Source organism: Agarilytica rhodophyticola, from assembly GCF_002157225.2.
In the GTDB taxonomy this organism is placed as follows: Bacteria; Pseudomonadota; Gammaproteobacteria; order Pseudomonadales; family Cellvibrionaceae; genus Agarilytica; species Agarilytica rhodophyticola.
Genome location: NZ_CP020038.1, coordinates 4,008,743 through 4,022,016, shown reverse-complemented (window position 1 = coordinate 4,022,016; position 13,274 = coordinate 4,008,743). Strand labels below are relative to the sequence as shown.

Here is a 13,274-nt window from a genome sequence, read left to right as displayed (position 1 = left end):
GAAATAATCAACATTTCCAGGCTTTGTTTTCTTAATTTAAACTTATATATTGAAAATTGATCATGTATGAAATATGAACATCGTTAACCTGCAAAAGTGTGGTTAAAAGCCAAACGAAATGCTATGTGACGGCCTATGCTATTTATCGCTACCGCCTATTAGGCCTGTTGTCAGTATTCATGCTGTAAAAGATAAAATTCTCGATTTTCAATATTAATAGTGTTAAACCACTCGCTTGCACAATAGTTCTATTGTGAGCTGCATTCGTGATTATTTTGAAGAAAAATGGCGCGATTAATTTCTTCTTGTTCAATTTCTACTTCTCTAGATATCGCTATGTGTTCAACATTAATTCAATGGGCTTTCTACATAACCTACCTAAGAGCTCTTCTATATGAATCTATAAAATTCATATTCCACCTAAATGTGCCATAAATGTCTTATCTTCTATTATTTAGGATGTGATAAAAGTTCTCATTATCATGTTATTTAGCGTCTAATTCAATATTTAGTATGCCAATGTAGAGGTTTCCAGGCTAGGGTAGGTGTGTCTTACATAAAACAGGAAGGAATAGCTAGATTGCTATGAGGTGATACCACGATTAAAAACTTGTATACCGTCTTAGGTAATTGATCGGACTTCTAAATAAGCCCAGATGGCTTCCGGCTTTTAAGTATTAAAATAATTTTTGTGCTAGGTTGCAGGAGTACGGATGTTTTTAAAACATCAAATAACACGAAAATAAAAATACCTAAATGCCTCCCTCCCTCAAGGAATGAAAATATTTTGAAAAACACGTAACAATAAATCGCTTTATTATTAGTGCTTCACAACCTTTCATAAAAAGCCTTCTGGGCTTATTTAGAAGTACGACAAACCTCTAAAACGTTCTTGCCACATTGTTAACAGCTTATTTAGGACATAAGTACTCGTCCGTCTTTGTTTGTATACGTGGATTACTCGATTAAGGTATTAACTCCTCCGTATAAATATAGGGTAACGACTTAATAAAGGAGCTTCATGTATAAGTCATTCTAATCAACTATCTATTACTATTATGGAAACTTTATTGCGGTTTTTTCATATATTTTCCAAACTCGCGTTATCTTTCTCGCGGTTTTGATGGGCCTAAGCGAAAAACCAAGTAAAAATATAGACTGCTACCTACGATTGGCGTTCCATTCTCTGCCTAGTTCACTATGATTGTAAGGTTAGCATTTCTTTAAATGATAATCAATATCATTTACATTGCTTGCGTTCGCTGATACCATTTTTATCGTCGTAGCGGAATATGCTTTCGCTTAAATACATGCACAGTAACGGCATTTTCTTCACGAGAATACTTTTGTTTGAAATTTGATCGAATGTTTGTTGACACCTGAAAGGGGAGTGATGCGCTGTGCACAGATATAGGCGTAAACATAAATGCATCTATTACTCAGTACACTAATAGTGTTTTGTCGATAGTGAAAGCGCTTCAGGTTCAGCAAGTAATGGTGCCAAATTTGGACTTTGTTAGCCTTATAGAAGAACAGGCCGAAATGCTGCCGCACGCGTGTGCGGTAATTGTCAATGGGGATAAGACTAGCTATCGCCAGTTGAATCGACGAGCCAATAAATTAGCACGTTATCTATTACATCGAGGATTGGGCCCTTCATCTAAAGTTGCTGTTCTTCTGCCGCTTACTACCGATTTTATTGTCGCTTTATTGGCGGTTTTAAAGATAGGAGGAAGCTATTTAGCTCTCGATTCTAATTTATCTGCCTCTCTCCTAAATACTATGGTGGTTTCTGCTGGGGTGGAAATGGTATTAACCGATTTTAAACAGCGTCATCTATTTAACACATTAGCTAATCCTAAGTTAACATTTATGGGATATGTACATGATGATTTATCGGCTTATTGTGGGGGCAATATCGAGTCTCCAATAGATCCAAGATTACCTGCATGTACTTCGTTAATTCCATGCTACGGTACACGCGAGCACAAAATAGTAGACAGTAGAGTCGACGGTGAAGAAGATATAGTACTGCAGCAGATAAATATTTCTCGTCTTACTATGAGTCACTTTTTACTCGCAAGACTTGATCGTTCAACGAGGAAATATTTTTTAACTACTTTATCCGCGCTAAAAACTCTTTGTCTACCTCAACTTTTCTTGCCTATTATACAGGGGGCTACATTGGTTTTAGTCCCGTGTAAATATGCTTGCGATGCAATCTTAGCTCATAATATAGTGAATTAGCTGATTAAAATGAGCTAATTAATCCTTTCTATTCCTCTGCTCGTGTTTTTTTGATAGATAAATATGAATGACAAAATATGCAGCTGCGCCAAAAAGTCCGAGATATATACATAACTTATGTAATGCCGGTATTGAAATTATTCCTAATATTGGATTTATTTCGCTAAAGGGGAAAAAAGGCTCCATATCTGCATGCATAATACTATCGAGCAGCACATGGCTAAAGCTACCAACAAATGCACTTAGCAAAGATACCCACCAAGCAATATGAATAGGACGACGCTGTACCATCTTTAGCGCTATTTCAGACAAATATTTTCCAGACAATGCACTGAAGATCGCAAGTAAACACGCCCCTATGTAGGTATGACTAAAACCATGTAAATGTCCTTCGCCAGTGATTAGTACAACTAGAGGTTGTATATCCATCACGATTTGTGTCCAACCAAATACCATAAGACTGAAGCTACCTTGTAAGAGCGCTTTTATGCTTATTCCTGTACCCATATGAAAAGGAGTAAATGGCATGATGTATTTTCCTAAAATCAATATTTAACGTGCTAACAAAAATTTGAGATGGCTTCTATACTGGCGTGGCTCAATCTAGTTTGCTTGTTTGAAAGTCTTTACCATTTATAAGACATTACAACAAAACAGGCTTAGTTATGCGCAGATATTATTATATTTTAACATTATTGTTTGGTATTACGTTAAATTCCTATGCTATCGATATGACTAATACTCAGAGAGGCCATCCTAGTACAGCGAAACAAAACGATAATGTGCTTGTACAGGGTGTTCCCATTGTTGGCAGTGCTAATGGTTTGTTCTTTGATAATAATGGCTTGCTTTATATCGCCAGTTCCCTTGGCCAATCCATTACTGTTATGAATCCTGAAAGCGGCCAAATAATTAATCGTCTTGGCCCTCAGCAAGGCGTGTTTTTTCCAGATGATTTAGCCTTTGCTGCCGATGGTTCATTGTTTTGGACCGATATTGCAGCAGGCTTTGTTTTTAGCTTATCGCCACAAGGCCAGTTCAATACGATTGCGCAAGATATACCTTCGGCAAATCCTATTACTATATCCGATGATGGTCGAGTTTTCTTCGCCCAATGTTTTGCTGAGACTAATGGACTTTTTGAAGCTGATCCTCTAGGACTAACACCGCCGACAGTGATCCTTGACGGTGTCCCAGGTTGCGCATCAAATGCGATGGATTGGTTGGATGGCTCGCTGTATCTTACCCGCTGGTTTGAAAACCGAGTGATCAAACTTGATTTAGAAACCAAAGAAATTACCGACGTAACTACTCATTGGCCTGTGCCAGCGGCAGTAAAATTTAATTCTCAAGGAGAGCTCTACGGGGTAAGCCAGGGCACTGGAGAAGTTGTGCGTATTGACCTTAATACTGGTCGACGCAAGGTATTAGCTCGTTTTCCAGTCGGTTTGGATAACTTGGCTTTTGATATGAATGACCGTTTATATGTTTCCAGCTCCGCCGATGCTTTTATTGCCGAAGTCTATCCCTATGGTGGTTTTCGCGTGGTGAGTCCAGGTGGACTGAATATTCCTTTAAGTCTTGCGTTGCAAGGCAACACTGTTGTTGCCAGTGAATTGCAAACCTTGCGCACTTTTAATAAAAATTCAGGGCAAAACTACGAAACAGTAAGAAGCATTTTTGGTATAGGACCTTTACCTTTTGTGCCGCTTGCTATTGAAGCTCTCGATAATCGACGTTTACTCCTGCTTGATGCGTTAACAGGTAGCGCCGCCATTTGGGATAGAAATACTCGTACTGCCAAAAACCTTACTCCTTTTGCTTTACCCATTGATGCTGAACTCTTTATGGGTGGTGTTGCCGTAACAGAGGCGGGTACTGGTAGCGTTGTTTTAGCATCAGGACAGCGCTTAAATAATCGCAAAACCCTTTTCAGTGGTTTGGCATTTCCTGCCGGTATCGCATCTAGTGGTGATAATCTTTATGTGAGTGATACGGTGCAAGGACGTGTATTCCAAGTTGTTCGTGATGGGCAAATACTTTCGACTGCCGAAGCTGTGACAGATACAGTTTTTGATGGTCCTGAAGGTATCGCTATTCGTCCCGGTAATCGCTTAGTTGTGGTTGAGGGAGGCAGTGGTAAGCTAAAACAGATAGACCTAAACAGTGGTGAAATTACCACACTTCTCGATAACTTAGAATTTCAGTCGGCGCTACCAAATGGCTTGCCCCTTGGTCTTATCAATGATGTAGAGGTGGATAAACGTGGCGCTGTATATGTGAATGGCGATGCAACGGCCACCATCTATAAGTTTCAAGACCGTTAACACTATCTATCCGTTCATTTTAGAAGCGTGGTTTTTTGCACGCTTCTTCCCATACATCTTCCCATACATCTCTTCACACATCGTTTCTGATTTCACCCAATTAAACTAGTGTGAGCAGGCCCTAAAGATTATATGGCCAACTTATCCACATGAACAATGTTAGCTGCCTTTAACAGTGCACACACAGAGGTTGCATCTGAAATCTCACCTTCCGAGGCCATCTTAACAGCAAGGCTTAACGGTATTTTCCTAACTTCAATATCTTCTGTTTCATCTAATAATTGTTTATCGTGATGAATATCTTGTGCCAGATAAACGCAACAGCTTTCGTCGCTAATGGAAGTAGACGTGTGAAGGTCTAATAGTAGTTGCCAATTTTTAGCAATAATACCTACTTCTTCATTTAGTTCCCGTTGTGCACAATTAATAGCTGACTCGCCTACTATTGCGCCACCTTTGGGAATTTCCCAGGTTTTCTTGTTGATTGCATATCGGCTTTGCCTAACTAGCCACGTATTGCCAAAATTATCAATGGGTACTATTCCCACCCCTCTAAGTTTGAGTTTTACAACGCCATATATACCTTCGCTACCATTAGGCCGTACAACGTGATCGTGGCATACTTTTATCCAAGGATTCTCATACACAATATTCTGATTAAGTTGTACCCAACCACCTATTTTTAATTTCATATTTTTAGCTTTGTTACACCCTTTGTCGGATTCAATACTGATGACTTTTGTCATTAGTAAGAATGAAAAGTATATTGTTCTATATCTTTTTATTATTCATTTTCATCAATTAATGACATTTTGTAGTTTTTTTGTGACTAGAGATTAAGGTACTTAATACTTTAGTTTTTCGTAAAGCTATATGGTTTCTGGGTATCCATAAGAACATAAAAACAGCTACAAATAATATGGCATTTATTATCACCATGTGAAATCTACTATATGATAGTCTTAAATCTTATTGTCCAATCTATTTGATAAGCGAAAAAGTTATTCTTTTGAGGTAAAGCTTTTTCGGTTAGGGTGTTTTCGGGTAAAGTGTCTTTATTAAACTCAGCAAACACAATGCGTTTGCATTAAGGAAAAGATTTTACTGAAAAGTTAAAGATCAATTTAGGTGTTTAATTTTTCTTTAATTACTCTCCATAACATAAGGAAATTATATGAATATCAAATCCTCCTCTCTTTCAACGTTGTTTTTCTGTGGTGTATTTTTAGGTGGCTCCGGTGCCTTCGCTGCTGATTTTGAGGTTCGTCCTTTTGCTGCAAGCTATTACTTAGAAAATGATGGTAGGCAACCTGGGCAAGGCAATAATGGATCAGACCCTAATATCACTCCAGCGCTTATCGCCACAGAAACAAGCCCTCGCGCTTCCATTAACTATAGTTGGGATGATCTACATGGTATTGACTCCTATAATTTTAATGGTGTTTGGGAAGGTGATATTGAAGTCTTTGATCCTGTCGCCACCATTAACGCTAACTTTTCTTTGTCCTGGTCAGACGTGAGTTTCTACCTCAATGGTGCATTACAACACCGTTGGGCAAATAGCGATAAGCACCTTCCCCTGACCCTGCCACAAGGTGTGCACAGAGTGCGTATTGAGCATCACAATCACTGGCATACAACATTTTTTAACGTGTCATTTACGGATTACCCAAAGCTCACGACCTCCAAATTAGTGGAGTATGACGAATTGGCAGCGTTAGTCGATGATGACACGCGTATTGTGTATGTCGCTGGTTATGAAGCAAATAATCGTTTTAATGAGGCCACGATTACTTTGCCAGAACATGAGGGCTCCATTATTTTATTTGTGAGTTCATATTCGCCTGTGAATTGGATTATTGACAACCCCAATAATACTGATATTGCAGCGGTAGTTTTTACGTCATATAGTCAAGGCTCTACTATCGAAAATGAAGCGGGGGCGGCTGTCTATGACGTTGCAGATTTTAATTGGCGTTACAATAATACCAGCGCAGGGCAGGCTCAAATTTCCCAGTTAACAGGAGCATCTACAGATTATACATATAGCAGTTATAACCTGTCTCGAATCACCGTGCCTGACTTTCAATAAGTAACCAGCAGTCACCAAGTAAAGAGGGCTTTATTTCTATAAAGCCCTACATGCATAATAGTTTAAACCTTCATAGTCAATATTGTTCGCGCTATTGTGTGCCTCTGCAGGGATTCCGGTTTTGCAACTGTTGTGGCCAACTCTTGAATATAGAGAAATTGAAATGACTGTTATTGCAAAACTAAATTATGCAGTTCAAAGGTTTGAGAATTAAAGAGTTTGCCTTATGAAGTCACGACTTTATTTACATGCAAAAGAGGGCTGAATTTTTTAGCGGAAGATAAAGTTAAATGAGTAGGTGGCGTTTTCTCTTTTGGTGTTGTTCTAGATATAAAATTATTTGGCCTCAAAGTAACAGCAAAAAAAGCGGCTATTGTGGTGGTATTTGATCATATCTGTAGTCTTTATAATAATATTCTCTGTCTCTCTCGCTAATTGTCCTTAAAACGCGGCAAGGGTTGCCAACTGCTACAACGTTGCTGGGTATGTTCTTTGTTACTATACTGCCTGCACCTATTACCGAGTTTTCGCCAATAGATATACCAGGTAGAATTACGCAACTAGCACCTATCCACACATTGTCGGCAATATGAATAGGGATATTAAATTGCTCAATATTTTTTCTTCTTTGTGGCTCTATCGGGTGGCCGGCTGTTGTTATTGTAACATTGGGGCCAATCTTTACATAATCACCAATATAGATATGTGTATCATCGACCAAGGTTAAGTTAAAGTTAGCGTAAACATTATGGCCTAAATGAGTGTGTTTACCCCAATTCGCGCGTAGGGGGGGCTCAATATAACAATTATCACCTACCTCAGCTAATAATTGATGCAAAATCTCTTTTCTTCGGGCTATCTCGCTTGGTCGTGTGTGATTAAAATCGTATAAAATCTCGAGACATTGCACTTGTTCATCCACTAAGGCCTGATCATTACATGAATAGATTTGTCGGCTGTGCATTTTTTCTTTAGCTCTCATCGCTGCTCCTAATTGATATCCGTAAATATCTACAATGTATTAACTAATTAAAGCTCATTCTTAAATAACATGGTAACAATATAAACCTAATCCTTGCTATAAAACTGAGCTTTATGACAGTAGACTCTATTGTGATAACACTATCTAGAGACATAGTAGAGAAGAAAACGATGGCTTAAAAGCACTCTACGCAGATTTATAAAACCATCTCAAATCTTCAACTTCTTCACATAGTGTAAGAATATATTTTTCACAGTGATGGTAATCTCCAAGTAGTGATTGTTTAGCCTCTATCAAGCAGTTTTGTAAGTTTTTTGAAGCGTTTTTTGCCTCTTTTTTAATGCCTACATTGGAATTATCTAAAAAGTTTATATCGTTTAATTGAGTCTCCAATTGCGGTGGTTGTTTCTGAAAGCGCCAGCTACCAGTGGTTTGATCATAATGGTAATAAGGGAGTAGACGCCAGCCATATTCGGCAATCAGTTTTATTGCGTTAACGAGGTAGTGAAAGGTATCATCGTCAATAAAATAATTAAAGCTCAAACGTACCCAGCCGGGGCGTAATATCATGTGACCTTTGAGTAACTGTGATTCTATTTGGCGACTTTTTTCCATATTTAGGTTCAATAGTGCATGTCCATAGGGGCCAGCACAAGAACAGCCTCCTCTCGCTTGAATCCCAAACACATCATTAAGTAGTGCGACTACAAAACCATAATGTAATTCCTGATGTTGATGGTAGATTCGAAGAGAAAATATACCTAGCCTTGGCATTTCTGTATTGCCTAGAATTTCAATATTTTTACATTCACTCCATACCTGCAATGCTTTGTTGATAAAATCGTGCTCGCGTTTTTCTATTTCTTCTAAGCCTACTTGCTGTTGTAGTTTAAATACTAATCCTGCTCGAATAGACTCAATAATACCCGGTGTTCCTGCTTCTTCTTTGCGCTCTAGGTCTTTAGTATAGCGGTGATGTTCGGGGCTGACATATACAACCGTGCCGCCACCGCTAACAGCGGGTATACGATTCGTTAATAGCTTGCGCTTCACCACTAATATTCCAGGTGTTCCAGGTCCGCCAATAAATTTGTGGGGCGATAGAAAGACGGCATCTTTATTTTGAGCCATATCAATGGCGACATAGGGTGCGGCTGCGGCGTAATCCCAAAATGATAAAAATCCATACTGCTGTAATAATTTGGCAATATCTTCCACGTCAGTTTTGATGCCTGTCACATTGGAAGCAGCAGAAAAACTGGCAATTTTAAGAGGGCGGCTTTGGTATTTTTCAAGCTTTTGGGTCAGTATCGTTCGGTCAATATCACCTTGTTGCGTTAAAGGAATGGTAATGATTTCAGCGATACTTTCTCGCCAAGGTAGCTCGTTAGAGTGATGCTCGTATGGTCCAATAAAAACTATTGGGCGCTCTTCGCTAGGTATTGTTTGTTGCCATTGATAGCGTTCGTTTAAATCTGCAGGTAAGCGCAGGTTTAAAATATCAATTAGCTTATGGATGGCTGCAGTAGCACCTGTACCACAAAAAATGACACAGTCATCGGAGTTTGCATTAACAGCTTGTTTGATTTCATCACGAGCCTGCTCTCGCAGACTATTTGTCTGAGCGCCAGTATAAGAGCTTTCACTGTGGGTATTGGCATAGAAAGGTAGTACACGTTGGCGAATAAAATCTTCAATAATATCCAGGCTCCGACCTGAAGCGGTGTAATCGGCATAGATGAGTGGCTTGTTGCCAAAGGGGGTTACTATCTGTGTTTGTTCTCCGATCACTGCTTGCCTGATGCTTGTCAATAACGCGCTCATGATGTCCTCGATGAATAATTGTATCGGTGTTTTGTATGAGTAGGTGTCTTATGTGAGTAGTCTACGCATTTTTGCTTAGAAAGATGTCTCCATTTAGACAATAAAAGGCCTATATTTCGAAACAATGTTTCAATTTTCTATGTTATTATGGTTTACTGTTTCACTTATTGATATCTTGGTGCAATAATAAATAGCTAATGGATATTCTGGTGGAATAAAATCATGAAACTTGATTTTCAAGATAAGTCGATATTAGAGCGATTACAGAGAAATGCTCTGTTATCGGTAGCTGAGATTGCTGAGCAGATCAATATTTCTAAGTCTGCCTGCTGGCGTCGTATTCAAAAGCTAGAGCAGGGAGGCTTCATTCGTGGACGTGTGACTTTGCTTAACCCTGAGCCGCTGCAACTGACACTCACGGTATATATTTTGATAAAAACCAACCAACACAATGAGCAGTGGGCGAAGCGCTTCACCGAAGTTATTGGCAATATCCCTCAAGTTTTAGAGGCACACAGAATGAGTGGTGATGTTGACTATTTATTAAAAGCGGTGGTGCCTGATATGGCAGGCTATGATGTGCTTTATAAACGGCTTATTACCGCAGACTTATTTGACGTGAGTTCCAGCTTTGTGATGGAAACTATGAAAGAAACTACACAGCTGCCCATTTTTATCTAGGGCCTGTTGGCAGTCTCTAGATAACATGCTTTATTGACAGGCCAATGTTGTTATATATCACGATAAAGGCTGAGTTGATTGTTAGCGTTATTCCTGTCACCAATACTGATAGTAGATATTTGCTGTGACTTGCCAGAAGCTGACGGTGACAATACAACTTGCGTATTAGAATGTAGACATTTTTGCAATATTATTTCTAGCGTATTGAGGTGTGCTAAAATTATTGGTTTTATTTAGTACTTGTTTTATTTGAGACGTTTTAATAATGATAGATGAATAGAGTTTTCTGGTTAAGAGCTTTATTTATTTTCTTTAGTTAATGGCTATAAAGCATTTCCATGCGCTTTTATTTTTTGATTTTTAATGTCGACAGATAATTTCTTATTACTATTAATGGAGAGTAGATGATCTTATCGGGATTGATGAGAGTTTCTTGTTAAAAAATGTTTTTCTGTTACTAATTCTGCCGCCAATTATCTAGTGATGGTTAACAGATGAAAATATGTTAACAAATATAGAAAATCTTCTTTTATTTTAGTTGTGTTTGTCATTTCTCATCTGCTTTGAGTAATCTCAGTACAGAAGTGAAGAGGTGTTAAATATAAACAAACATAAAATATTCAAGGCGTCTGTTGCTTTTTGTGACAGCCCTTTACCCTATAATTACATTTTTACGATCGATTCGACTGAAAATACCATTGTGTTGTGAAATAATAAAAGCTATGAAAAGGCGTATAGAATAAAGCACCAATCATTAGATTTTATTTTGTGTCGTCTTATTTAATATTTGAAAGCGTTGAGTGAACATACTTTAGAGCACAAGATTGGGGGTGGTGTAATCTCAATACTCGCTCAGGTGGACTCGCTGCTGGCTAGCCAGTGTTGTATCCACGCTATCGCTTGCTAAGTGTGTTCATGTTCCATAAAGAAAACCTTGTTTTGTGTGATGTGGGTCTGTTGAAATGGGTTCATTTGTGTGATAATAGCGCCGTTAAGTTTAAACTGTATATTTTTTGAGGTGTTGCACGTTGGATTTCTTTGATTATTTGAAGCAAAAGGAGCGAGAGTTTTTAGACCAAATAAACTCTTCAAATTTGAAAAGTAAAGTTGAACCTCAGATGCAAACTCTTTCAGACTTGATTAGTAGCTCTATTAACAAGACATGGTTGTCAAAAATCAGTTTGTTTTCTGACCCAGCGGTCACGATTGGGCCTGAAAATGGAATACTAACCTGCCCAAAAACCAAGGATTTTTATAGCCATTGGCGTCGTCGCATAGGTGAGGAAACTTACTTAGGTGAATGGCACCTTATCGATCAGGACTGTATCGACCGTTTTGCCGATGCTACAGGAGATAAACAGTGGATTCATGTGGATCCTGTAAGGGCAAAGACAGAGTCTCCTTTTAAAAGCACTGTTGCCCATGGTTTCCTTGTTCTTTCTCTGCTTCCAGAGTTGTGTGATGTCACTCGTTCTCAGGCTTCGCTTTATCCAGAGTCTAAGCTCATTGTGAACGCGGGTCTCAACCGTGTTGTGTTTCCCCATCCGGTGAAAGTGAATTCAGAGATTCGGGCGAGAATGAAGCTAAAATCCATTCGCCCCTTTAAGCGCAGTGTAGAGATAGTTAATGATATTTCTATTGAATTGAAAAATTCGACTCGAATTGCATGCGTTGTTGAATCTGTACTACGTATTTATTTTTAGTTTTGCCCGATAGTTTGGACGATATCTAGACGTCGCGTGATACCCGCATGCCACAGTGTGGCATGCTCTATTTAATGTAATTTAGCCGTTTTTTTCTATTTTTCCTCAAGCATAGGGTAGGCTTGGGTGTAAAGCCAATCTGTATCTTTGGCCGGTAAATGGCAGCCTTGACAGTCTTTCTTATAGTCAGATGCGGCATTTTTACTAAGGCTATCAGGTTTGAATAGTGCCCAGCCCCAACCATCTCCCCATATAGGATTGTTGTCGAAACGATTTTTGCTGTCCTTTATCATGACAAACCATTGCTTCAATTGACCTGTAGCATGGCTGACATTTTTGCCCGTAGTGAAATCACCACTGAGTGATGCGCGCAGTTCTTTAACAATGGTGGCACCATCGGGAAATTTACCGTGTTTTTTATAATACTCAACCGATTTCTTTTCGGTGTATACATCATGGAAGCCGCTGGCACCACCTTCAGGTACATACCATGAGCCTAAATGTATCATTGATGAGCGGAAGCCTTGCGGAAAACTAATATTTCCTTTTTTATTTACATATTGTGACAGGTCACTTTGCGCATGAGTGGATATAGCAATGGGTAGTGCAAGTGTCGCCAATGATAATTGCAATAATTTCTTGATAATAATTTTTGCACGCATTAATTCTCTCCTGTAAGCATCTAAATCATGGAATGTTAATCGAGTCTAGAATAGTCACAATCGAAATTTATGGTATGTGCGATAGTCCAGTTTTTTTGTCAGATTGGCCTTTAATATGTAGTTGTAGTGGCGCGGTTAAAATATGCTTTATCGAAGCCATTTTACTGCTAAGCGCCCAAAAGAGGTAAATGTTTCACTTTATGATAGGTGAGGGCGAGGGTAATACAGTGTTTTAGTTCTTTTTCGGGAAGCTTGGCCTTTATATCCAGCACGATAGCCCTGTTTCCTTGATAGTGAAAGGTATGGGGATATACTTCTTTAAAGGTGGCAACCAGTTTGCTTTGGCAGTGGAAGTACATGGCATAATGCTTCGGTGCGCTAGGTTTCCAATCAATACGAATCGTACTACCAAATTTTGTTAAATAGCTTGGCTCCCCCCATTTTAAGGTTTCTTCAAGATCCGTAATTTGGCATTCTTCTGCCACTTTATAAATAAGTTTACGTAGCTTTTGCAGCTTAGTTTGAGCGCCTTTAGGATAGCCGGCAAACTTTTCCTCTACTTTCACATTCATAATAAGTATTTGTAACCTATCTTAAAAAGACAAATCATTAATTTTAGAACATCTCATATTTATTTATGACTGGTGTTCCTATCAGTTAATAAAAGACACCGTTAATAAAAGACATACAACACACTACATGATCGGCCATGAATCTTATACAAATATGTCACTTATACAGTTTAATTCAGTATTA

11 protein-coding genes are annotated in these 13,274 nt (G+C 38.7%); 5 read left to right on the top strand and 6 right to left on the bottom strand.

Going from position 1 to position 13,274, the window contains the following annotated elements; translation table 11 throughout:
• Positions 1-1,494 precede the first annotated feature (1,494 nt).
• Positions 1,495-2,247 carry an AMP-binding protein gene (locus tag BVC89_RS16830; RefSeq protein ID WP_086932304.1) on the top strand — a complete coding sequence of 251 codons (753 nt, stop codon included), beginning with the start codon at positions 1,495-1,497 and terminating at the stop codon, positions 2,245-2,247.
• An 18-nt stretch (positions 2,248-2,265) separates the two neighbouring features.
• On the opposite strand, the gene BVC89_RS16825 is transcribed toward BVC89_RS16830, so the two are convergent.
• On the bottom strand, positions 2,266-2,775 hold the full coding sequence (locus BVC89_RS16825) for a metal-dependent hydrolase (protein WP_086932303.1): 510 nt from the start codon (positions 2,773-2,775) through the stop codon (positions 2,266-2,268).
• 137 nt (positions 2,776-2,912) lie between these two features.
• On the opposite strand from BVC89_RS16825, the gene BVC89_RS16820 reads away from it, so the two are divergent.
• On the top strand, positions 2,913-4,574 hold the full coding sequence (locus BVC89_RS16820; protein WP_086932302.1) for an NHL repeat-containing protein: 1,662 nt from the start codon (positions 2,913-2,915) through the stop codon (positions 4,572-4,574).
• A gap of 128 nt (positions 4,575-4,702) precedes the next feature.
• On the opposite strand, the gene BVC89_RS16815 is transcribed toward BVC89_RS16820, so the two are convergent.
• Positions 4,703-5,266: an NUDIX domain-containing protein gene (locus BVC89_RS16815; RefSeq protein ID WP_086934654.1), complete on the bottom strand. Its 564-nt coding sequence runs from the start codon at positions 5,264-5,266 to the stop codon at positions 4,703-4,705.
• A 482-nt stretch (positions 5,267-5,748) separates the two neighbouring features.
• Between BVC89_RS16815 and BVC89_RS16810 the strand changes: the two genes are divergently transcribed.
• Positions 5,749-6,666, top strand: coding sequence for a hypothetical protein (locus tag BVC89_RS16810; RefSeq protein WP_086932301.1), 918 nt, complete (start codon positions 5,749-5,751; stop codon positions 6,664-6,666).
• Between the two features lie 370 nt (positions 6,667-7,036).
• On the opposite strand, the gene BVC89_RS16805 is transcribed toward BVC89_RS16810, so the two are convergent.
• On the bottom strand, positions 7,037-7,648 hold the full coding sequence (locus BVC89_RS16805) for a sugar O-acetyltransferase (RefSeq protein ID WP_086932300.1): 612 nt from the start codon (positions 7,646-7,648) through the stop codon (positions 7,037-7,039).
• Positions 7,649-7,834: 186 nt separating this feature from the next.
• Positions 7,835-9,472, bottom strand: a complete 1,638-nt coding sequence (locus BVC89_RS16800; protein WP_086932299.1) for an aminotransferase class V-fold PLP-dependent enzyme — start codon at positions 9,470-9,472, stop codon at positions 7,835-7,837.
• Positions 9,473-9,694: 222 nt separating this feature from the next.
• Here BVC89_RS16800 and BVC89_RS16795 point away from each other — a divergent pair, with 222 nt between their 5' ends.
• Positions 9,695-10,153 carry an Lrp/AsnC family transcriptional regulator gene (locus BVC89_RS16795; protein WP_086932298.1) on the top strand — a complete coding sequence of 153 codons (459 nt, stop codon included), beginning with the start codon at positions 9,695-9,697 and terminating at the stop codon, positions 10,151-10,153.
• A 1,028-nt stretch (positions 10,154-11,181) separates the two neighbouring features.
• Entirely contained in the window at positions 11,182-11,856 is a 675-nt protein-coding gene (locus BVC89_RS16790; RefSeq protein ID WP_086932297.1) for a MaoC family dehydratase, read from the top strand.
• A 95-nt stretch (positions 11,857-11,951) separates the two neighbouring features.
• On the opposite strand, the gene BVC89_RS16785 is transcribed toward BVC89_RS16790, so the two are convergent.
• Together BVC89_RS16785 and BVC89_RS16780 are read right to left on the bottom strand one after the other, a co-directional pair.
• Positions 11,952-12,518 (bottom strand): cytochrome P460 family protein, encoded by a 567-nt coding sequence (locus BVC89_RS16785; RefSeq protein ID WP_086932296.1) that lies wholly within the window; start codon positions 12,516-12,518, stop codon positions 11,952-11,954.
• A 167-nt stretch (positions 12,519-12,685) separates the two neighbouring features.
• The gene (locus BVC89_RS16780; RefSeq protein ID WP_086932295.1) at positions 12,686-13,090 is read right to left on the bottom strand and encodes a DUF1801 domain-containing protein; all 405 of its coding nucleotides are present in this window, start codon (positions 13,088-13,090) and stop codon (positions 12,686-12,688) included.
• Positions 13,091-13,274 lie beyond the last annotated feature (184 nt).